Origin of the sequence: Bradyrhizobium sp. 153 (genome assembly GCF_023073835.1) — a bacterium.
In the GTDB taxonomy this organism is placed as follows: Bacteria; Pseudomonadota; Alphaproteobacteria; order Rhizobiales; family Xanthobacteraceae; genus Bradyrhizobium.
This window is the reverse complement of the sequence record NZ_JADPKH010000006.1, coordinates 100,023-120,112: the sequence shown is the minus strand read 5'-3', so window position 1 is coordinate 120,112 and position 20,090 is coordinate 100,023. Positions and strand designations below refer to the sequence as shown.

Sequence of the window (20,090 nt, the reverse complement as noted above, 5' to 3'; positions counted from 1 at the left end):
ATGGCCGAACGTGAGGTCGACCGCTCCGTCTCGCAGACCGTGAAGGCGCAGCTCGCGCTGCGCGACCAGATCCTGTCGGGCGTGTTGCGTCCGGGCGAACGCATCTCCGAGCTCCAGGCGGTGGAGACCACCGGCGCCTCGCGCACGCCGGTGCGCATGGCGCTGGTGCGACTGGAGGAGGAGGGCCTCTTGGAGGCGATCCCCTCCGGCGGCTTCATGGTGAAGGCGTTCTCGGAGCGCGACATCTCCGACTCCATCGAGCTGCGCGGCACGCTGGAAGGCCTCGCCGCACGTTTCGCCGCCGAGCGCGGCGTCTCCGCGCGCGAGCTCGAGCCGCTGAAGGAGTGCCTCGCCGCGATCGACGAATTGCTGCGCCAGGTGCCGATCTCGGTCGATTCCTTCTCGTCCTATGTCACGCTGAATGCGCGCTTTCATGCGCTGCTCACGGAATTGTCGCGCAGCCCGCCGTTGATTCGGCAGATCGACCGCGCCTCCGCGCTGCCGTTCGCCTCGCCCAGCGGCTTCGTGATGGCGCAATCGGCGCTGCCCGAGGCGCAGCAGATCCTCATCATCGGGCAAGAGCATCATCGCGTCGTGATTGACGCGATCGAGAATCGCGAAGGCGCGCGCGCCGAGGCCGTCATGCGCGAGCATGCGCGGCTCGCGGTGCGCAACCTGCGGCTCGCGCTGCGCAACCGGACCCATCTCGACCTCTTGCCGGCGCTCGCGCTGATCAAGACCGCAACCGATTGAGTGCACAGCCATGCGCTTCATCGAAACCTGGATACCGGCAACGCTCGTCTCGACTCGCGATCTCGCACCGAGCATCCGGGAATTCCTGATCCGGCCGGATCAGTTCGATGGCGCCGCCTACCCGGTCGGCAGCCACATCAATGTCAACGTCACCATCGACGGCCTGCCGGAGGCGCGGTCCTATTCGCTGGTCGGCGAAGCCACCTCGGCTGGTTTCAAGATCGCGGTGCGCCGCGCTGATGATTCCCGCGGCGGCTCGCGCTATATGTGGTCATTGCAGCCAGGCGCGCGGCTCGACATCACCCAGCCCGCCTCGCTGCTTGCGGTGGATTGGACGCGGGAAAACTATTGCCTGATCGCCGGTGGCATCGGCATCACGCCGATCTTTGGCGCCGCGCAGGCGCTGGCCCGCCGCGGCGCTGACCTCACGCTGCACTACGCCGTGCGCGCGCGCGGCGAAGCGGCCTATCTCGATGATCTCGCCGCGCTGCTCGGCGATCGCCTGGTCGTTCATGCCAGCGACGAAGGCAACCGGCTCGATCTCGACGCCCTGTTCGCGTCGGCGCCCAAGGGCGCGCTCGCGCTGTTCTGCGGCCCGATGCGCATGCTCGATGCCGCGCGCCATGCCTGGATCGGCGCCGGCCATCCGCTTCCGGATCTCCGCTACGAGACCTTTGGCTCCAGCGGCACGCTGCCGACCGAGACGTTCCGGGTGCGTCTGAAGGACTCAAATGTCGAGCTCGAAATCCCGCGCGAACGCTCGATGCTGGACGTGCTCAACGCCAGCGGCCACGACGTGATGTATGATTGCAAGCGCGGCGAATGCGGCTTGTGCGCCATCGACGTGGTCGCGGTCGACGGCGAGATCGACCATCGCGACGTCTTCTTCAGCGACCAGCAGAAGCAAAGCAACCAGAAGATCTGTGCCTGCGTCTCCCGCGCGAGGGGCACGATCACCGTGGATACACTGCTGCGGGCGGACGCGATTTGAAATAGCGTCCAGCGAGATCTGTTTTGGCGGAATGGACGGAGCCACGGACTCCACCTCTCCCGCGTGCGGGAGAGGTCGCGCCGAAGGCGCGGGTGAGGGTTCTCTCCTCTGGGGAACTCCCTCTGTGGAGACACCCTCTCCCCAACCCTCCCCCGCAAGCGGGGGAGGGAGCGCACCTCTTTCGTAGCGGCACCGATCTTAAGCCGATCGAGTCCTACGCCGCAAAGGTCGCCCGATGTTTCTTGCTGTCCAGCAGCGCCAGCACGGCATCGGCCGCCACCGGCCGGCTGATCAGATAGCCCTGCACCTCGTCGCAGCTGATCTGGCGCAGATATTCGAGTTGGTCGGAGGTCTCGACGCCTTCAGCGACGACACCGATGCGCAGGTCCCGCGCGAGCGAGACCACCGACTTCACGATTGCAGCGCAGTCCGGCTGCACCAGCATGTCGCGGATGAAGGACTGGTCGATCTTGATACGGCTGAACGGCAGCTTGCGTAAATAGGTGAGCGAGGAGAAGCCCGTCCCGAAATCATCGAGCGCCACGGTGACGCCGAGTTCCAGCAGCGCATTCAGGACCGATGCGGCCGAGCCGTATTTCGACAGCAGCATCGATTCCGTGATCTCGATCTCGAGCCGCCTGGGAGAGACCTTCGCGTCGGCAAGCGCCTGCACGATGGTCTGGAGGATGCCGGTGTTGTGAAATTGTGCCGCGGAGAAGTTCACGGCGACCCTGATCTGTTCGGGCCATTGCGCCACCGTCGTGCAGGCGCGGCGAATGACCCATTCGCCGATCTCGTGGATCAGCCCGGTCTCCTCCGCGATCGGTATGAATTCGCTCGGCGGCACCAGTCCGCGTACCGGATGCTGCCAGCGCAGCAGCGCCTCGAAGCCGGTGATGCGGTTGTCGCCCAGACCGAGGAACGGCTGGAACACCAGGAACAGCTCGTCCCTCGCGATCGCGCCCGCGAGGTCCGATTGCAGCGCCTTGCGGTCGCGGGACACCTTGTCGTCGCTGGTCTCGAAGAAGCAGACCATGCCGGCTCCCGCCTTCTTGGCGCGATAAAGCGCGGCGTCGGCATTCTTCATGAGGTCGAACGGCGTGTTGCCGTCGCGCGGCGCCAGCACGATGCCGACGCTGGTCGCGCCGACGATCTGGCGGCGCTCGATCTGGAACGATTCGGTGAAGGCCGCGACGAAGCGCTCGGCGATCTCGAGCACATCTTCCGGCCGCGCCACATTGTTCATGACCAGCGCGAATTCGTCGCCGCCGATGCGCGCGACATGCTCGGCCGCGCGCGTGCAACGCTGCAGGCGGCTTGCAACCTGGACCAGGAATTCGTCGCCGGCGGGATGGCCAAACTGGTCGTTGACCTCCTTGAAGCGATCGAGGTCGAGCAGCAGCACCGCGAATTCCTCGCCTGATAACGCCAGCCGTTTGAGCGCGGCATCGAGCGTTTCGTTGAAGGCGACGCGGTTAGGCAAATGGGTGAGGGGATCCTGCCGCACCGTGCGCTCCGCCTCGAGCTGCTGCATCACGCGACGCGCGAACGAGAACGAATTGACGAACACGCCGCGGAGCAGCACGCTTCCGTAGACCACGACGAGGAATGCGATCAGCAGGAAGGCGAGATCGCCTTTTCGGCCCAGGCAGATGGCGATGCCGAGGAAGATGGGCGCCGTGAAAGCGATGGCCGCGATCGGGATCGTCGCGAAGGCCAGCGCGCCGCCCGCCAGCATGCCCGAGCACAGGCAGGTGATGACGAGTTGGCCGCCAGTCGAAGCGTCGGAGAAGAACGCGACCGGGACGATGCCCCAGGCCGTGCCAAGGATGAAGGCGTTGCGCACCAGCCGGTGCATGGCACGGCGCGAGACGAATTGCGGCTTGGTGATGCGGCGTGTGGCGTGGGATTGCAGGCCGAATGCGATCGCAGCGGCGGCCACGGCGACCGCCCAGATCAGGGCCGGCATCCGGTCCGGCGACTGCCACAGCGCGATGGCCAGCACGATGGCGTTGCAGGCATTGGCCAGCATGATGCCGACGGAATAGCCGAGCACCAGCGACATCTGTTCGGCCCGAATATGACCGGCGACGGCCTCGTCGGTTGCAGGACCGCCTAACGCCGACAGATCGCCGGCGAACAGCCGTGCGAAATAGCTGGTCGTTTGAGTCCGCATTCGAGAGCCTGGCAGCATCGGCCGTTGGTCCGGCTAGACGCTGAGAATTCGCTACAAACCTTTGACGAACTATGAATTATGCTCGGCTGCGACCGCCGCCGTGACCACTTCTGCGTGTTCGAAACGAGGGTATCGATAACAAATCGATACAAATGCGCGATGGCAGGGGATGTTCGCCCCTAACTCCGCTGTCATGCCCCGGCTTGACCGGGCATCCAGTACGCCGCGGCCTATCGATTGACTATTGGCGTCTCGGCGTACTGGATGCCCGGTCAAGCCGGGCGATGACACCGGTGTCCGCAATCATCGCCCCAACTGCTTCGGGTCGTAATAGAACCTCTCCTCGATCAGCTGATCGCCCCGCCAGGTCTGCCAGGCGACCTCGTCGAGCGTCCGGGTGATCCCATCGGCGTTGGTGAAGCTGAAGCACCAGCGGGTCGCGACATGGTCGCCCTCGATCAGGCTCGGCCCAATGCGCACGGCCTTGACCTCCTTCGAGGCCGCCAGCACGCCGCGCTCCTTGGCGATGAGCTTATCACGGCCAACCGTCGGAGCACCGCTGTTCTCGTAGGTGACGGCATCGGGCGCGCAGAACTGTTCAATGGCGCCGATGAAGTCTCCTGCTTCCAGCCGCTGCGCAAACGCTTCGACAATGTCACGACTCGGCAATGGCACACCTCACGACTAAACCGACTTATGGTCGGTAAATACCGACCGGTGGTCGAAAAGTCAACTGGCCGCCTGCGCCGAACTCGACTAAAGCGAGAGTGAGTTGAACCGGTGCGAGCCGAGAACTCACGTCTCCCGAAGGGAGAGTATTCTGAACCCAGACGAGACACATGGCGAAACAGGCGGAGCGGCGGGCGGCGACCACGGAAGCGATCCTGACGGCGGCGCGCCGCCTGTTCGGGACACAAGGCTTCGCCGCCACCACCATGGACGAGATCGCGGAGGGGGCCCGCATCGCCAAGGGCGCGGTCTATCATCACTTCAAGACCAAGGAGGCGGTGTTCGAAGCCGTGTTCGACCAGGTCTCGCGCGACCTCGTTGTCGAGATCGACAGCGCCGCGCGCGCCGAGAAGGACGTGCTCGCCGCTATGGTTGCCGGTACCCAGCATTACTTTGCGGCGACGGCAAAGGGCCCCACCGGCCAGATCATCCTGCGCGACGGGCCAGCCGTGCTCGGCTGGGAACGTTGGCGCGAGATCGACGCCAAGCACTTCGGTGGCAAGCTGCCGCGCACCCTTGCGGCGGCGATGGAGACCGGCCTGATCGCGCGACAGCCGGTCGAGCCGCTGGCGCGGCTGCTGCTCGGCGCAGTCACGGAGGCCGCGGTCGCCTGCGCCGGGCGCGCTGATATCGCAAGGGCGGGCGCGGAATATGCCCGTGCGTTCAGGTCGCTGGTCGAGGCGCTGCGCCTGCATGCATGATTGTGCTAAGTGACGAAGCTGGAAACGCCAACACCAACAAAAAGAACAGTAGCGCATGAACGCAAATTCCTCCCACGCGCCGTCCGATCCCGAATTCGACTACATCATCGTCGGTGCCGGCTCAGCCGGCTGCGTGCTCGCCAACCGGCTCTCGGCGAATGGCAAGCACCGCGTGCTGCTGCTCGAAGCCGGGCCGAAGGATTCCAACATCTGGATCCACGTGCCGCTCGGCTACGGCAAGCTGTTTAAGGAAAAGTCCGTCAACTGGATGTACCAGACCGAGCCGGAGCCCGAGCTGAAGGGGCGCCACGTCTTCCAGCCGCGCGGCAAGACGCTGGGCGGCTCCAGTTCGATCAACGGCCTGCTCTATGTCCGCGGTCAGCACGAGGACTACGACCGCTGGCGCCAGCTCGGCAACACCGGCTGGGGTTATGACGACGTGCTGCCCTACTTCAAGAAGGCCGAGAACCAGTCGCGCGGTGCCGACCAATATCACGGCAGCGGCGGCCCGCTGCCGGTGTCCGACATGATCGTGACCGATCCGCTGTCGAAGGCGTTCATCGACGCCGCGGTCGAGACCGGTCTGCCCTACAATCCGGATTTTAATGGCGCCACGCAGGAAGGCGTCGGCCTATTCCAGACCACGACGCGCAATGGCCGCCGCGCTTCCACGGCGGTGGCCTATCTCGGCCCCGCCAAGTCGCGCAGCAATCTCAAGATCGAGACCTCCGCACACGCTCAGCGCGTCCTGTTCGAAGGGCGGCGGGCGGTCGGCGTCGAATACCGGCAAGGCGCGGCCTTGCGCCGTGCGCGGGCCCGCAAGGAAATCGTGCTGTCGAGCGGGGCCTACAACTCGCCGCAACTGCTTCAGCTCTCCGGCGTCGGCCCGGCCGATCTCCTCCGCACGCATGGTATCGACCTCGTGCTGGAGGCGCCGGGTGTCGGCCACGATCTTCAGGACCACATGCAGGTCCGCATCGTGATGCGCTGCTCGCAGAAGATCACGCTCAACGACACCATCAATCATCCGCTGCGCCGCACGATGGCGGGCGCACGTTACGCGCTGTTCCGGAAGGGCTGGCTGACGATCGCGGCCGGCACAGCGGGCGCGTTCTTCAAGACTAGCCCGCGGCTCGCTTCGCCCGACATCCAGGTGCACTTCCTGCCGTTCTCGACCGACAAGATGGGCGAGAAGCTGCACGATTTCTCCGGCTTCACCGCCTCCGTATGCCAGCTTCGGCCCGAAAGCCGCGGGACCTTGCGCATCAAAAGTGCCGACCCGACCGTGCCGCCGGAGATCCGCATCAACTACATGTCGACCGAGACCGATCGCACCACCAACGTCGAAGGCCTGAAGATCCTGCGCAAGATCCTGAGCGCGCCGGCGCTGAAGCCGTTCGTCGCTGGCGAGGTCGATCCCGGCACGAAAGTATCCACGGATGCGGAGCTGCTGGATTTCTGCCGCGAGCGCGGCAGCACCATCTACCATCCGACCTCGACCTGTCGTATGGGCAACGACGCGCTCGCGGTGGTCGACCAACGGCTGAAGGTGAGGGGGCTTGACGCCCTCCGCGTCGTTGACGGCTCGATCATGCCGGACCTGGTGTCGGGGAACACCAACGCGCCCATCATCATGATCGCCGAAAAGGCCTCCGACATGATATTGGAGGATGCGCGCTAACCCGCGCGCTTCGAGAGGACAAAGACTTGGCTACGCGATTCAAGATCGGCACCCGCAAGAGCGCGATGGCGCTGGCACAGACGGAAGAGATTGTGCGCTGCCTGACCGCCGCCGTGCCCCATCTCGACGTCGAGATCGTCAAATTCGACACGACGGGCGATCTCGACCAGACCAGCAAGCTCCTGCCCCACGGCGGCAAGGGCGGCGCCTTCGTGGCGCAGATCCGCGCCGCCGTGCTCTCGGGCGAATTGCAGGCGGCGATGCACTCGCTTAAGGACATGCCGGGCAACGAGGACACGCCCGGCCTCGTGATCGGCGCCACGCTGTCGCGCGATCCGCCCAGTGACGCGCTGGTGCTGCGTTATGGCGTGACGCTGGAGACGTTTCGGCAAGCGCGCGGCCGAGGCTTCAAGATCGGCACCAATGCCGTACGGCGCGCAGCCTATGCGCGTCGGCTCTTTCCGGAGGCAGAGATCATTCATTTTCGCGGTGCGGCCGACACGCGTGTGCGCAAGCTCGACAACAAGACGAAGCAGCGTCTGCCCGATGGCGGCGAGGTGGGTCCCGCGGATGCGCTGATCATGGCGCGCTCCGGCCTTGATCGCGTCGGCCTTTCCCATCGCATCGCTTACGAATTCACGCCGGCGGAGATGCTGCCGGCCGCAGGCCAGGGCATCGTCGCCGTTGAATGCGCGGCGCAAGATTGGCAGACGCGGCAAATCCTTGCATCGATCGACGATCCCGCCGCGCACGCCTGTGCCAACGCGGAGCGCGAAGTGCTATGGGTGCTCAACGGCCACTGCAATTCGCCGGTGGCGAGCTTTTCGACCAGCGCCGGCGATCGGATGTCGCTGACGGCGTCCGTGCTCGACCTCTCCGGCAACACCATCATCGAGGCCTCGCGTTCAGGCCCCGCCAACCGCCCGCGCGAACTCGGTCGTGCGGTGGGTCTGGATCTGCTGGCCAAGGGTGCCGCCGAGATCATCGAGCGCAGCCGGCCGCGCTAGCCTGCCTGCGAGATCATAATCCGCGATGATGTCATCGTGCCCCTGTTTTGCCCGACGTGTCAAACGCGCCGGGTGAGTCATGCTGGCTTAGATTTTTCAATGACTTGTCTACTGTGCATGGGGTTGTTTTCGCGCTTTTTGTTTTGCCGCGTCCCACCTGCGAAATAAATCAGCCCCGCACGCGCTTCAGCATCTGCTCGACATGGGCGATCGGCGTTTCCGGCTGGATGCCGTGCCCGAGATTGAAGATCAGCCGCCCTTGCCCAAAATTCGCCAGCACGTCGTCGATGGCCCGGTCGAGGGCGGTACCCCCAGTGATCAACACCAGCGGATCGAGATTACCCTGAACGGCGACCTTGCTCTGCACGCGCTCGCGGATGAAGGCCGGCTCCGCGGTCCAGTCAATGCTCACCGCGTTCACGCTGGTCGTCTCGACATAGCCAGGCAACTGCGCGCCGGCGCCGCGCGGGAAGCCGATGATCTTCGCATCCGGCACCTTGGCGCGCACGCCTTCGACGATGCGCCGCGTCGGTTCGATCGACCAGCGCGCGAACTCTGCCGGCGGCAGCACGCCGGCCCAGGTGTCGAAGATCTGCAAGGCGTCGGCGCCAGCGGTGAGCTGCGCCAGCAGATATTCGACCGAGTTGTCGACCAGCACGTCGATAATCTCTGCAAACGCCTCCGGATGCTGGTAGGCCATCAGGCGCGCTGGTGCCTGGTCGGGCGTGCCCTGGCCGGCGACCATGTAGGTCGCTACCGTCCATGGCGCGCCGCAGAAGCCGATCAGCGCGATCTCGGGAGCGAGCGCGCCGCGCACGATCCGCAGCGCCTCGAACACGGGTGCGAGCTTGGAGAAGTCGGCGCGCGCGGCCAGCGTCGCAATCTTCGCCGGGTCATCCAGCGGTTCGAGCCGCGGGCCTTCGCCGACCTCGAAACGCACGGAGCGGCCGAGCGCATAGGGGATCACCAGGATGTCCGAGAAGATGATCGCGGCATCGAAGCCGAATCGCCGGATGGGTTGCAGCGTCACCTCCGCGGCAAGCTCCGGATTGAAGCAGAGATCGAGGAAGCCGCCCGCCTTGGCGCGCACCTCGCGATATTCCGGCAAGTAGCGGCCGGCCTGCCGCATCATCCACATGGGCGGGATGGCCTGGCGCTGGCCGGAGAGCACGTCGATGAAGGGCTTTGACGCAGACTGGGGCACGAATGGTCCTGAAGAGAGTTATGGCTCCTGATACACTGCCGCGGCCCCCAGCGGAACAGGGGAACCAGCGCAATCGGGCCGCGTTGACCAGCCAATGGAGGAGATCATGGCTGAGAGATTCAACCCTGCGCCGCACGACAAGCATGCCGATGACCTGCGCGAGGCGCTCGCCGCCGATCGCAACGCCAAGCTCGACGGCGGTCTGAAGGATACGTTTCCGGCCTCCGATCCCGTCAGCGTCGCGCAACCGACACCCTCGAAGGCGGATGCGGATGCCGAGCACCCCACGCTCTGGGAGAAAGTCAAGGCCATCTTCAGCTAGCGGGCGGGAGTCGTTCCCGAGAGGCGCGGTAATGTTCTGTTAGCAATGCGCTGATGCTTGCGTCCGTACGACTACGGGAAAGAGCGCATATCGCCGCGCATTACCGCGGTTATTTCAGAGTTCACTGGCAGAAGCGGCAGAGTTTCCGAAAAGATCGGAGAATTCTGCCGCATGAGTGCTGCGACCCAAAAAGCCGGATGGAGCCGTCTGCCGCTGCGCGCGGCGGCGTTCGTCGTGCTGACCTGCGTGACCATTCTCGGGGTCAGCGGCTGGCGCGAGTGGGCCGCGCGCGATGCGGTGCTCAAGGGTGCCGAGACCGAAATGGCGAACGTTGCCCGTTCGCTGACACAGCATGCAGAGGACAGCCTCGATCTGCTGGATTCGGGCGTCGTCGGCGTCGTCAGCCGGCTAGAGATGGACGGCGCCGGCCCGGCCACGATCGCGAAGCTGCGCACCCTGCTGGAAGCGCGCAAGAGGGCCGTTGAGCGCATTCACAGCCTCGCCATCATCGACGATCAGGGCAATTGGCTGACCTTGCCCGGCACGATCGGCTCGACCTTCAGCGACGACGCGTTCTTCCGTCATCATCAGCTCTCTGCGAAACGAGAGGCCCATGTCGGCCGCCCCGTGAAGAGCCTACTGGACGGCGAATGGGTCGTCACCCTGTCGCGTCGCTTCAACAAGCCGGACGGCAGCTTCGGCGGCGTGGTGCTCGCGACCATCAGCTCGGAATATCTTTCGCATTTCTACGAGCAGTTCGAGATCGGCCGCAACAGTTCGGTGGCGCTGACGCATGGCGACGGTCTGATCGTTGCGCGCAACCCGAGTAACGACAAATTCGTGGCCCGCAACGTCGGCGACACACCGCTGTTCCGCGACGCCAGCCTGCAGCAGCCGGGCGGCGCCTATCATTTCAAGTCGCCGCTGGACGGCGCCCAGCGCGTCAGCTTCTTCAAGCGCAGCAGCCGTTACCCCTTGGTCCTGCTCGCCACCGTCGATAAGGACGAACTGCTGGCGCCCTGGCGCGCAGCCGCGATCTCCCGCATGCTTTACGTGGTCGCCCTGGTGATGCTGATCGTGGTCATCGGTGCCGTACTGGTGCGGCAGCTGCAACGGGGCCAGCGCATGGCCGCAGCCCTGATCGAAAAGGAGGCTCACTTCCGCCTGCTCGCGGAAGGCTCTAGCGATATGGTGACCCGCATCGGGCTCGACGAGCGGCTGCGCTATGTCTCGCCCTCGTCGGTGCGCCTCGTCGGCTGGCGCGCCAATCAACTGATCGGCACGCCCGCGCTCGCGGGCGTCAATCCGGAGGATCGGCCGCAGGTTCAGGCGATCGTCGACGCCATGAAGCGTGGCGAGAAGGAGGAGGCGCGCCTCGTCTATCGCAACTCGCACCGGGAGAACGGCGAAGTCTGGCTCGAATCGACCATGCGGGTGACACGCAAGGCCAACGGTAACATCGACGGCGTGGTGGCGATCTCGCGCGACATCACCGAACACAAGAAGCTGGAGACCAGGCTTGAGACGCTCGCGATCGAGGACAGCCTCACCGGCCTTGCCAACCGCCGCCGCTTCGACGAACGTCTGAAGGACGAGTGGGCGCGCGCCTATCGCGACCGCTCCAGCCTCGCCTTGCTGATGGTCGACGTCGACCACTTCAAGGCCTACAACGACGAATACGGCCATCCTGCCGGCGATGCCTGCCTCCGCCGGGTGGCGCAGGTCATCGCGGCCGAGATGCAGCGTCCCGGCGATCTGGCGGCGCGCTATGGCGGCGAGGAGTTCGCCATCCTGCTGCCGAACACCGATGCCGAGGGCTGCGCCCGGATCGGCGACCGGATTCGACGGGCGATCCGCGAGGCGGGCCTCGTCCACACCAGCAACTGTGCCACCGGTTGCGTTACCGCTTCGCTCGGAGGCGCAGCCTGCCGGCCGGTGCTGGAGCGCACGGCGGGCGTGGCCTCGCTCGTCGAGGCGGCCGATCAGGCGCTCTACGCCGCGAAAGAGGCCGGGCGCAACCGGTTGATGATGTCGGGCGAGGTGGCCAGCCTGATGCTCAAGGCGTCCGGTCAGTAGCTCATCGTTTCAATAATGCGGCGGGCGCTCGTTGGCAGGCCCCGGCGCATTCGCCTCGGCATCCTGGAGCCGTTCACTGAGCTGCGCAATGTGCCGCGTCAGCGCATCGATCTGCTTCCACTGTGCGGTGATAGTCTGGTTCAGCGTTTCGATGGTGTCGTCCTGATAGCTGAGGCGCATCTCCAATGCGTCGATGCGCTCGCTCAGCGTCTTGATCTCATTCGCCACGGCTGTGCCCCTTGTCGAGTTCGCGCAAAGCGTGGCCGAGCGCGACGCGCTCGTCGAATACGAAACACTCGCCGCGCCAGCGGCTCTGCGTCTCCGGCACCTCTTCCAGATATCTCAGGATGCCGCCCTTGAGGTGATAGACCTCGGCAAAGCCGCGCGCGAGCAGATGCGCGCTGGCCTTCTCGCAGCGAATGCCGCCGGTGCAGAACATCGCGATCCTGCGGTGCTTTGCCGGATCGAGCTGATCGGCGGCAAAGTCCTTGAACTGGCCAAAACTCTTGATGCCGGGATCGACCGCGCCCTCGAACGTGCCCATCGCCACCTCGAAGGCGTTGCGGGTGTCGAGCAGCAGCGTGTCGGGTGCCGCGATCAAGGCATTCCATTCGGCGGCGTCGACATACGTGCCGACGTTCTTGGTCGGATCGGCGGCCGCATCGCCGAGCGTGACGATCTCCTTTTTCAGCCGCACCTTGAGCCGGCGGAACGGCATCGCCGCCGCGGTCGAGAATTTGAGCTCGAGATTGTCCAGCCTGCCGCCGAACATGTCGCCGTGCGCGAGCTCGTCAGTGAAAGCGTCGATCGCCTCCGGCGCGCCCGCGACAGTGCCGTTGACCCCCTCCTGGGCCAGCAGCACGCTGCCCTTCAGGGCCAGGCCAGCACAGAATGCACGCAACGGCTCGCGCAGCTCCCGGTGATCCGGGAGGGCGGCGAATTGGTAGAAGGCGGCGACCTTGTAAGTCATGGCGGCTCGTTTAGCAGGCGACGGCCGCCCGGAAAACCCGCTATGGCTGAAGCCGCGATCCGTCCATATACGCCCAGCGGATGGCAGCCATTTCATTGGTATGCCAGCATTGCTCCGGCTGGCCGGAATATGCCATGTAGGCCGGGTTTTTCCGAGATGGCGCGCCGTCGCGCCGGACGTCCAAGAAAGCAAGAATTCGCATGAGAAACTTCCATTTCCCCGGCAGATCCACGGTCCACGCCACCAACGCGATGGTGGCGACCTCGCATCCGCTGGCCTCGCTCGCCGCGATCGAGGTGCTGCGCGAGGGCGGCACGGCGGTGGACGCTGCGGTCGCCGGCTCGGCCGTGCTTGGCGTGATCGAGCCGCAATCGACCGGCATCGGCGGCGACTGCTTTGCGCTGATCCAACCGCGGGGCGAGGGCAAGATCATCGCCTATAACGGCTCCGGCCGCGCGCCGAAAGCGGCGAACGCCGACTGGTATCTCGAGCGCAAAATCACTTCCGTGCCGCTGACCTCGGCGCATGCGGTGTCGATTCCCGGCGTGGTCGACGCCTTCGCCACCGTGTTGCGCGATCACGGCAAGTTCGGTTTCGACCGGCTGCTCCAGCCAGCGATCAAGGCGGCCGAAGAAGGCTATGTCGTCGCGCCGCGCATCGCCTTCGACTGGAAGAACCAATTCGAGAAGCTGAAGGGTGGCACCAACACCGTGCGTTACCTGTTGCCGGGCGGAAAGCCGCCGGTGGCCGGCGACCTCATCCGCCAGCCGGAGCTCGGCAAGACGCTACGCGCGATCGCCAGGGATGGTCGCGACGCCTTCTATAAGGGCCCGATCGCGGAAGACATGGTCGACACCCTCAGGGGCATCGGCGGCCTGCACACGCTCGACGATTTCGCCGCGCATACGACGGAAGTGACCACGCCGATCGGCACCATGTACAAGGGCTATGACGTCTGGCAGTGCCCGCCGAACGGACCCGGCCTCACTATGCTGCTGATGCTCAACATCCTGTCGCGGTTTGACCTGAAGAAATATGCACCGCTCAGCGTCGAGCGTTTCCATCTCGAGGCGGAAGCCGCGCGCATCGCCTACATGCATCGCGAGTTGCATGTCGCCGATCCCGACCACATGCAGATCGAAGTCGCCAAGATCCTCGCCAAGGAATTCTGCGACGAGCACATCGCCAAGATCCGCATGGACGGCATGCTCGACCTGCCCAACGTCGCACCGCCGATGAATCCCTCGACCATCTACATCACGGTGGTGGACAAGGACCGCAACGTCTGCTCGTTCATCAACTCGATCGCGCATTCCTTCGGCTCGGCGATCGTCTCGAACAAGACCGGCGTCTTGTTCCAGAACCGTGCCGGCGGCTTCCGCATCCAGCCGGGCCATCCCAACTGCATCGCGGGCGGCAAACGGCCGCTGCACACGATCATGCCGAGCCTGCTCACCAAGGGCGGCCGGTCCGTGATGCCGTTCGCGGTGATGGGCGGACAATATCAGCCGGTCGGCCAGACCCATGTGCTGACCAACATCCTCGACTATGGCTGCGACGTGCAGGAGGCGATCGACATGCCGCGCGGCCTGCACTACGAGGGCCAATATCAGCTCGAGGACAGCGTGCCAGCCGCGATCGTCGAAGGCCTGAAGAAGCTCGGCCACAAGACCACCAGCGTGGTCGGTCCGCTCGGCGGCGCCCAGGCGATCTGGATCGATTGGGACAGGGGCACGCTCACCGGCGGTTCCGATCCACGCAAGGACGGTTGTGCGCTGGGCTATTGAGGCGCCCGCGCGGTTCCCCCGCAAGATCAGGAAAAGTTGACAAAGGGCGGCGCGGCATTTGCTGCGTCGCCCTTTCTGGAACGGAGCTCATGGCTTCAGGTTAAGGGGCGATGAGCGGTGCAGGCGTGTGCTGCTTGGTTCGAAGCAGTGGAGGCCGTCCATGTCCGATAAATCAAGTTCCAAAGCATCCGCATTCGATCGGCGCGCCTTTATGGTGGGCGCTGCCGGCAGTGCGCTTGTTCCGATCACGGCGCGCGCAGCCGCGGGGGATACGAGCGCGTCAGTCGCACAAGATCCGGCGCTTCCTGTCGAGGTCACCCTCCACGTCAACGGCAAGGACAAGCGCCTGAGCATCGATCCCCGCACCACGGTGCTCGACGCGCTGCGCGAACACCTCAAGCTCACCGGCAGCAAGAAGGGCTGCGATCACGGCCAGTGCGGTGCCTGCACGGTGCTGATCGACGACCGGCGCGTGGTGTCGTGCCTGACGCTTGCGCTCGCCGCCGAGGGGCAGGAGATCACGACGATCGAAGGGCTTGCCACCGACGACCGTCTGCATCCGATGCAGCAGGCCTTCATCGACAACGACGCATTCCAGTGCGGCTATTGCACGCCCGGCCAGATCATGTCCGCTGTGGCCTGCGTCAAGGAGGGCCATGCAAACAGCGAGGCGGATATACGCGAGTATATGAGCGGCAATATCTGTCGCTGTGCCGCTTATCCCAATATCGTCGCCGCCGTGAAGCAGGCCGCGCCCGAGATCATGAAAGGCTAGGCGCATGCGACCGTTTTCGTATCAGAGGGCAACAGACCCTGACATGGCCGTGCAGGCGCTCAGCGCCGCCGCGGCCGCGAACAATCCGCTGACCCAGGCCGCTGCGCAGCCGCTCGCCGGCGGCACCACGCTGATCGACCTGATGAAGCTGGATGTGATGCGGCCGGCCGCGATCGTCGACATCAATCCGCTTGCGCACGGCTGGTCGGTGATCGAGCCAAATGGCGACAATTTGCGGCTCGGCGCGCTCGCAAAGATGTCCGACGTCGCCGCGCATGACGGCATCCAGCGCAACTACCCGGTGATCGCCAATTCGCTGAAGCTCGCCGCCAGCGCCCAGCTGCGCAACATGGCGACGCTCGGCGGTAACGTGATGCAGCGGACGCGTTGCAGCTATTTCCGCGATGTCTCCTACGAGAATTGCAACAAGCGCCATCCCGGCTCCGGTTGCGCCGCGATGGACGGCGTCAATCGCATGCATGCCGTGCTCGGAATCTCCGACCAGTGCATCGCGACCTATCCGGGCGATTTCGCCCAGGCGCTGATCGCGCTCGACGCCACGGTCGAGATCACGGGCAAGGCCGGCACGCGCAGCATGCCGTTCGCCCAGCTTCACAAGGCGCCGGGCAGCACGCCAGACATCGAAACCACGCTTCAGCCCGGCGAGCTGATCTCGGCCTTTGCGGTGTCCGGACGCTGGCCGCGATCGGTGTATCTGAAGGCGCGCGACCGCCAATCCTACGAGTTCGCGCTGTCTTCGGCTGCGGTGGCGCTCGACGTGCAGGACGGCACGATCAAGGATGCGCGCGTCGCGCTTGGCGGTGTCGCAACCGTGCCCTGGCGAGCGCGCGAGGCAGAGGCGCTGCTCAAGGGACAAAAATTCGACGAAGCCCTCGCACAACGCGCCGCCGATGCTGCGTTCGCAGACGCGAGAGGGCGGCGGCACAACAGCTTCAAGATCGCGCTCGGCAAGCGCGTGGTGGCACGCGCGCTCCAGCAGGCCGTAACGATGGAGATCTGATCATGACTGCTGCTGCTCCCGAGCCGAAGATCAACATGGGCCAGCCCGTGCCGCGCTATGACGCCGTCGTGAAGGTGACGGGACGCGCCACCTATGCGTCGGACATGCCGCTCGCCGATCCCGCCTATGCGTTTCTCGTCACCAGCGCCATCGCCAAGGGGCGAATCGATCGCTTCGACCTCGATGACGCCAGGCGTGTCCGGGGCGTTATCGACATCGTCACGCACGAGAATGGGCCGAAGCTGAAGGAGTCGAAGCTCTTCAGCAATGGCGGCTATGCAGGCACGACGATCCAGCCGCTGAAATCGGCCGACATTGCCCATGATGGCCAGATCATCGCGGTGGTCATTGCCGAAAGCTACGAGGCGGCGCGCGAGGCGGCCAACCGCGTCAAGGTCAGCTACACAGCCGCCGCGCCGAGCGCGACCTTCGACTCGCCCGGAACGACCATTGCGGCCGCGAAGGGACAGAATGCCCAATTCAAGGAAGACCCGAAGGTCGGCAACTTCGCAAAGGCGTTCGAGGAGGCCGAGGTCAAGCTGACCGCGTCCTACGACACCCCGACGCAGCATCACAATCCGATGGAGCTGTTCTCCACCAGCTGCGCCTGGATGGGCGACGAACTCGTCATCTACGAGCCGAGCCAATTCGTCTACGGCCTGAAATATGGCGTCGCCGAACAGCTTGGCATCGACGCCGACAAGGTCCGCGTGGTCAATCCCTATGTCGGCGGCGGCTTCGGCTCGCGCGGCTCGATGACACCGCGCACCGCCATCATCGCCAGCATCGCAAAGCGCCTGAGCCGGCCGATCAAGCTGGTCCCGACCCGCGACCAGGGCTTTACCATCACCACCTATCGCGCCGAGACCCGCCACGAGATCAAGCTGGGGGCGAGCCGTGATGGCAAGCTGCTGGCCTTAAAGCATGAGGGCGCCGAAATCTCTTCGCGCCCCGACGCCTATTGCGTCGGCGGCACCAAGACCACGACGCGGCTCTATGCCTGTCCGAATGTCGACAGCCTCGTCTCGATCGTGCGCGCGGACCGCAACACGCCCGGCTTCATGCGTTCTCCACCGGAGGTGCCGTATCTGTTTGCGCTGGAGAGCGCGATGGACGAGCTTGCGGTGAAATTGAACATGGATCCGGTCGAGCTCCGCCGTATCAATGATACCACCGTTGAGCCGATTGGCGGCAAGCCCTACACGTCGCGCTCGCTGATGGCCTGTTTCGACGAGGCCGCCAAGGCGTTCGGCTGGGCGCAACGCTCGCCGCAGCCGAAATCGATGTCGGATGGCGACTGGCTGATCGGCTATGGCTGTGCCGCCACCTGCTACCCGACCCAGATGGGCCCGGCGGCCGCGCGCGTGCGCCTCCAGCGCGACGGCCGCACCCGGGTCGAGATCGCCGGCCACGAGATCGGGACCGGCGCCTACACCGTGGTCGCCCAGACCGCCGCCGAGCGGCTCGGCGTGCCGCTCGAGAAGGTTGCGGTCTTCATCGGCGACAGCGATCTGCCGCCGGCGCCTGTTGCCGGGGGCTCGAATTCGACGGCCAGCACCTGCTCCGTGGTGATGATGGTGTGCGATCAGATCCGCCAGCGCCTGTTCAAGGCGGCGATGCCGAGCCAGAGCCTGACGGACAAGGCCAAGGAGACCGTGGGCATCGGCCAGACACCGGCCACACAGGCGGCGAAAGGTGACCGCCCGCTCGACCTCGAGAAGGCGTTCGACGCACTCGGTGTCGGCGTCGTCGAGGAGTATGGCGAGTGGAAGCCGGAGGGCGCGCCGCTGGATTCCTTCCGCGCCATGCACAGCGGGCAGGTGCGGCTCGTCGGCGGTCACGCCATGAAAGACCAGATCGCCTATGCCTTCGGTGCGGAGTTCGTCGAGGTCCGCGTCAACCGCTTCACGCATGAGATCCGCTGTCCCCGTCTGGTTGGCGCGTTCGCGGCAGGCCGCATCATGAATCCGCGCACCGCGCGCAGCCAGCTGATGGGCGGGCTGATCTGGGGCATGTCGTCGGCGCTGCTCGAGGCCACCGACATCGACGAGCGCAACGCGCGCTACGTCAACGACAACTTCGCCGACTACCTCGTGCCCGTGAATGCGGACGTGCCCGGCGTTGAGGTCATCCTGCTCTCCGAGCAGGACGATCACATCAACCCGGCAGGCGTGAAGGGTCTCGGTGAGCTCGCCAATGTCGGCACCAATGCGGCGATCTGCAACGCGATCTATCACGCCACCGGCCAGCGCATCCGCAAGCTCCCGGTCCGGCTGGAAAATATCGAGGTGTAGGGGTGGAAACCTCATCGGCGTTGCGCTAGACACCTCCCGCCTCAAACGGAAGGTGCCTCATGCAGCGTTTCCAACGCGCGCTCCTCGCCCTGATGTCGGCACTCGCGATCACCGTGATTGCCAGCGTGTCGCATTTCGTTTCCACCACGGCCTCGGCCCAGACCGCAGGAAAGACCATGACCACAGCTTCAGGCTTGCAGATCATCGACAGCGTCGCCGGCACTGGCGCTTCGCCCAAGGCGGGCCAGATCTGCGTGATGCACTATACCGGCTGGCTCTACGAGAACGGCCAGAAGGGCAAGAAATTCGACTCGTCCGTCGACCGCAACGAGCCATTCGAATTCCCGATCGGCAAGGGCCGCGTCATCGCCGGCTGGGACGAGGGCGTCGCTTCGATGAAAGTCGGCGGCAAGCGCACGCTGATCATCCCGCCGCAACTCGGCTACGGCGCCCGCGGTGCCGGCGGCGTGATCCCGCCGAACGCGACGCTGATGTTCGACGTGGAATTGCTCGCGGTAAAGTGACGGCGCAGCCGTCATTCCGGGATGGTCCGAAGGAGCAGACCCGGAATCTCGAGATCTCGGGTTCGATGCTGCGGATCGCCCGGATGGCTGAGCAAGACAAACAAAAAGACCGGCCTTCCGGCCGGTCTTTTCGCTTTTGGCGATGCGCGCGCTACTCCGCGGCGCGCTTTGCCGCAGCGGCGGCACGATCCATTGCCTCCTTCGCGGCGTCCTTGGCATCGCCCATGGCCTGCTGGCCCTTGCCCTTCACTTCCTGGACTGCGCCTTCGCCCTTCATACGTTCCGAGCCGGTGGCTTCGCCGATGCCCTGCTTGGCCTTGCCGATTGCCTCGTTGGCATTGCCCTTGATCTTGTCGGTCGTGCTGCCCATGAAACTCTCTCCTTCGGGTTCGCTCGCGAAGACAACGTCTCATGACTACGAGGGTTCCGAATTTGCTGTGGCTCGCGGGCGTGGCTTTGGGTTAGTTTGCCGCGCAAGGAACCAACAGAAAGCAGTCCCATGACCGGCCATGACCACACGCATTCGCACCATGCACAGGATCACGAGGATCGCTGGAAACATGACGGCGTACGCGTCATCCCGGGCAACCAGCTCGATACGAATGTGCCATCGACGGCAGGTATGGACCGCGCGGCCGCGATCAATTTCGCGCGGGTCGGCGCCCAGAAATTGTGGGCGGGCACGGTGAGCATCAAGCCCGACGCCAAGACCGGCGCGCATCACCACGGTCATCTCGAAAGCGTCATCTATGTGGTGAAGGGCAAGGCCCGGATGCGCTGGGGCGAGCGTCTGCAATTCACCGCGGAGGCAGGCCCTGGCGATTTTATTTTCGTCCCGCCTTACGTCCCGCATCAGGAGATCAACGCCAGTCCCGACGAGGTGCTGGAATGCGTGCTGGTGCGCAGCGACGGCGAGGCGGTCGCAATCAATCTCGATATCGAGCCGGTCGAGAAGCCCGAAACCGTGCTGTGGATCGACCCCGTTCACCGCGATCCCAACGAGAAGAAGTAAGGCGTCCGAGGAGGAGCGAGGTTCGGAGCGACGGAACCTTGCAGGAGAAGGTCAAAAAATATTCGGA

General features: G+C 65.0%; 19 protein-coding genes. 13 read left to right on the top strand and 6 right to left on the bottom strand.

The features are described 5' to 3' along the window. Both IVA91_RS01270 and IVA91_RS01265 read left to right on the top strand, forming a co-directional pair. Positions 1 to 753: a GntR family transcriptional regulator gene (locus IVA91_RS01270; RefSeq protein ID WP_247279529.1), complete on the top strand. Its 753-nt coding sequence runs from the start codon at positions 1 to 3 to the stop codon at positions 751 to 753. Between the two features lie 10 nt (positions 754 to 763). Continuing rightward, positions 764 to 1,744: a PDR/VanB family oxidoreductase gene (locus IVA91_RS01265; RefSeq protein WP_247279530.1), complete on the top strand. Its 981-nt coding sequence runs from the start codon at positions 764 to 766 to the stop codon at positions 1,742 to 1,744. A 214-nt stretch (positions 1,745 to 1,958) separates the two neighbouring features. On the opposite strand, the gene IVA91_RS01260 is transcribed toward IVA91_RS01265, so the two are convergent. Beyond that, complete coding sequence (locus tag IVA91_RS01260) at positions 1,959 to 3,920, bottom strand: EAL domain-containing protein (protein ID WP_247279531.1); 1,962 nt, start codon at positions 3,918 to 3,920, stop codon at positions 1,959 to 1,961. A 303-nt stretch (positions 3,921 to 4,223) separates the two neighbouring features. Further along, a complete protein-coding gene (locus IVA91_RS01255) occupies positions 4,224 to 4,589 on the bottom strand; it encodes a nuclear transport factor 2 family protein (RefSeq protein ID WP_247279532.1) in 366 nt (121 codons plus the stop codon). Between the two features lie 170 nt (positions 4,590 to 4,759). On the opposite strand from IVA91_RS01255, the gene IVA91_RS01250 reads away from it, so the two are divergent. Genes IVA91_RS01250 through hemC form a run of 3 tightly spaced genes read left to right on the top strand, consistent with a single transcriptional unit; the run spans position 4,760 to position 8,038 of the window. Further along, positions 4,760 to 5,350, top strand: a complete 591-nt coding sequence (locus tag IVA91_RS01250; protein ID WP_247279533.1) for a TetR/AcrR family transcriptional regulator — start codon at positions 4,760 to 4,762, stop codon at positions 5,348 to 5,350. A 55-nt stretch (positions 5,351 to 5,405) separates the two neighbouring features. Beyond that, entirely contained in the window at positions 5,406 to 7,031 is a 1,626-nt protein-coding gene (locus tag IVA91_RS01245; RefSeq protein WP_247279534.1) for a choline dehydrogenase, read from the top strand. Positions 7,032 to 7,057: 26 nt separating this feature from the next. Beyond that, a complete protein-coding gene (gene hemC, locus IVA91_RS01240) occupies positions 7,058 to 8,038 on the top strand; it encodes a hydroxymethylbilane synthase (protein WP_247279535.1) in 981 nt (326 codons plus the stop codon). 169 nt (positions 8,039 to 8,207) lie between these two features. On the opposite strand, the gene hemE is transcribed toward hemC, so the two are convergent. Next, positions 8,208 to 9,242, bottom strand: a complete 1,035-nt coding sequence (hemE, locus tag IVA91_RS01235) for a uroporphyrinogen decarboxylase (protein WP_247279536.1) — start codon at positions 9,240 to 9,242, stop codon at positions 8,208 to 8,210. 106 nt (positions 9,243 to 9,348) lie between these two features. Between hemE and IVA91_RS01230 the strand changes: the two genes are divergently transcribed. Both IVA91_RS01230 and IVA91_RS01225 read left to right on the top strand, forming a co-directional pair. Then, a complete protein-coding gene (locus tag IVA91_RS01230; protein WP_247279537.1) occupies positions 9,349 to 9,564 on the top strand; it encodes a hypothetical protein in 216 nt (71 codons plus the stop codon). Positions 9,565 to 9,735: 171 nt separating this feature from the next. Beyond that, a complete protein-coding gene (locus IVA91_RS01225) occupies positions 9,736 to 11,640 on the top strand; it encodes a diguanylate cyclase (RefSeq protein ID WP_247458270.1) in 1,905 nt (634 codons plus the stop codon). A gap of 9 nt (positions 11,641 to 11,649) precedes the next feature. On the opposite strand, the gene IVA91_RS01220 is transcribed toward IVA91_RS01225, so the two are convergent. Together IVA91_RS01220 and IVA91_RS01215 are read right to left on the bottom strand one after the other, a co-directional pair. Next, entirely contained in the window at positions 11,650 to 11,868 is a 219-nt protein-coding gene (locus IVA91_RS01220) for a SlyX family protein (protein WP_346015457.1), read from the bottom strand. Continuing rightward, positions 11,858 to 12,610: a rhodanese-related sulfurtransferase gene (locus IVA91_RS01215; protein WP_247279539.1), complete on the bottom strand. Its 753-nt coding sequence runs from the start codon at positions 12,608 to 12,610 to the stop codon at positions 11,858 to 11,860. Before IVA91_RS01215 ends, IVA91_RS01220 begins: the two co-directional genes overlap by 11 nt. A gap of 200 nt (positions 12,611 to 12,810) precedes the next feature. Here IVA91_RS01215 and ggt point away from each other — a divergent pair, with 200 nt between their 5' ends. From ggt to IVA91_RS01190, 5 genes are all read left to right on the top strand, one after another. Beyond that, on the top strand, positions 12,811 to 14,397 hold the full coding sequence (gene ggt, locus IVA91_RS01210) for a gamma-glutamyltransferase (protein ID WP_247279540.1): 1,587 nt from the start codon (positions 12,811 to 12,813) through the stop codon (positions 14,395 to 14,397). Positions 14,398 to 14,557: 160 nt separating this feature from the next. Continuing rightward, positions 14,558 to 15,172, top strand: a complete 615-nt coding sequence (locus IVA91_RS01205) for a (2Fe-2S)-binding protein (protein ID WP_247279541.1) — start codon at positions 14,558 to 14,560, stop codon at positions 15,170 to 15,172. A 4-nt stretch (positions 15,173 to 15,176) separates the two neighbouring features. After that, complete coding sequence (locus IVA91_RS01200) at positions 15,177 to 16,193, top strand: xanthine dehydrogenase family protein subunit M (protein WP_247279542.1); 1,017 nt, start codon at positions 15,177 to 15,179, stop codon at positions 16,191 to 16,193. Between the two features lie 2 nt (positions 16,194 to 16,195). Continuing rightward, a complete protein-coding gene (locus tag IVA91_RS01195) occupies positions 16,196 to 18,487 on the top strand; it encodes a xanthine dehydrogenase family protein molybdopterin-binding subunit (RefSeq protein ID WP_247279543.1) in 2,292 nt (763 codons plus the stop codon). Between the two features lie 59 nt (positions 18,488 to 18,546). Then, complete coding sequence (locus IVA91_RS01190) at positions 18,547 to 19,011, top strand: FKBP-type peptidyl-prolyl cis-trans isomerase (RefSeq protein ID WP_247279544.1); 465 nt, start codon at positions 18,547 to 18,549, stop codon at positions 19,009 to 19,011. A 151-nt stretch (positions 19,012 to 19,162) separates the two neighbouring features. Here the strand turns inward: IVA91_RS01190 and IVA91_RS01185 are convergent, their stop codons facing one another. Continuing rightward, complete coding sequence (locus IVA91_RS01185) at positions 19,163 to 19,381, bottom strand: CsbD family protein (RefSeq protein WP_247279545.1); 219 nt, start codon at positions 19,379 to 19,381, stop codon at positions 19,163 to 19,165. 129 nt (positions 19,382 to 19,510) lie between these two features. On the opposite strand from IVA91_RS01185, the gene IVA91_RS01180 reads away from it, so the two are divergent. Beyond that, a complete protein-coding gene (locus tag IVA91_RS01180) occupies positions 19,511 to 20,023 on the top strand; it encodes a cupin domain-containing protein (RefSeq protein ID WP_247279546.1) in 513 nt (170 codons plus the stop codon). The last annotated feature ends 67 nt before the right edge of the window (positions 20,024 to 20,090 follow it).

What these genes read in the sequence shown, in the direction of transcription:
- IVA91_RS01270 (WP_247279529.1), top strand. Translation starts at nt 1, where the DNA reads ATGGCCGAACGTGAGGTCGACCGCTCCGTCTCGCAGACCGTGAAGGCG.
- IVA91_RS01265 (WP_247279530.1), top strand. Translation starts at nt 764, where the DNA reads ATGCGCTTCATCGAAACCTGGATACCGGCAACGCTCGTCTCGACTCGC.
- IVA91_RS01260 (WP_247279531.1), bottom strand. Translation starts at nt 3,920, where the DNA reads ATGCGGACTCAAACGACCAGCTATTTCGCACGGCTGTTCGCCGGCGAT.
- IVA91_RS01250 (WP_247279533.1), top strand. Translation starts at nt 4,760, where the DNA reads ATGGCGAAACAGGCGGAGCGGCGGGCGGCGACCACGGAAGCGATCCTG.
- IVA91_RS01245 (WP_247279534.1), top strand. Translation starts at nt 5,406, where the DNA reads ATGAACGCAAATTCCTCCCACGCGCCGTCCGATCCCGAATTCGACTAC.
- IVA91_RS01230 (WP_247279537.1), top strand. Translation starts at nt 9,349, where the DNA reads ATGGCTGAGAGATTCAACCCTGCGCCGCACGACAAGCATGCCGATGAC.
- IVA91_RS01225 (WP_247458270.1), top strand. Translation starts at nt 9,736, where the DNA reads ATGAGTGCTGCGACCCAAAAAGCCGGATGGAGCCGTCTGCCGCTGCGC.
- IVA91_RS01215 (WP_247279539.1), bottom strand. Translation starts at nt 12,610, where the DNA reads ATGACTTACAAGGTCGCCGCCTTCTACCAATTCGCCGCCCTCCCGGAT.
- ggt (WP_247279540.1), top strand. Translation starts at nt 12,811, where the DNA reads ATGAGAAACTTCCATTTCCCCGGCAGATCCACGGTCCACGCCACCAAC.
- IVA91_RS01205 (WP_247279541.1), top strand. Translation starts at nt 14,558, where the DNA reads ATGTCCGATAAATCAAGTTCCAAAGCATCCGCATTCGATCGGCGCGCC.
- IVA91_RS01200 (WP_247279542.1), top strand. Translation starts at nt 15,177, where the DNA reads ATGCGACCGTTTTCGTATCAGAGGGCAACAGACCCTGACATGGCCGTG.
- IVA91_RS01195 (WP_247279543.1), top strand. Translation starts at nt 16,196, where the DNA reads ATGACTGCTGCTGCTCCCGAGCCGAAGATCAACATGGGCCAGCCCGTG.
- IVA91_RS01190 (WP_247279544.1), top strand. Translation starts at nt 18,547, where the DNA reads ATGCAGCGTTTCCAACGCGCGCTCCTCGCCCTGATGTCGGCACTCGCG.
- IVA91_RS01185 (WP_247279545.1), bottom strand. Translation starts at nt 19,381, where the DNA reads ATGGGCAGCACGACCGACAAGATCAAGGGCAATGCCAACGAGGCAATC.
- IVA91_RS01180 (WP_247279546.1), top strand. Translation starts at nt 19,511, where the DNA reads ATGACCGGCCATGACCACACGCATTCGCACCATGCACAGGATCACGAG.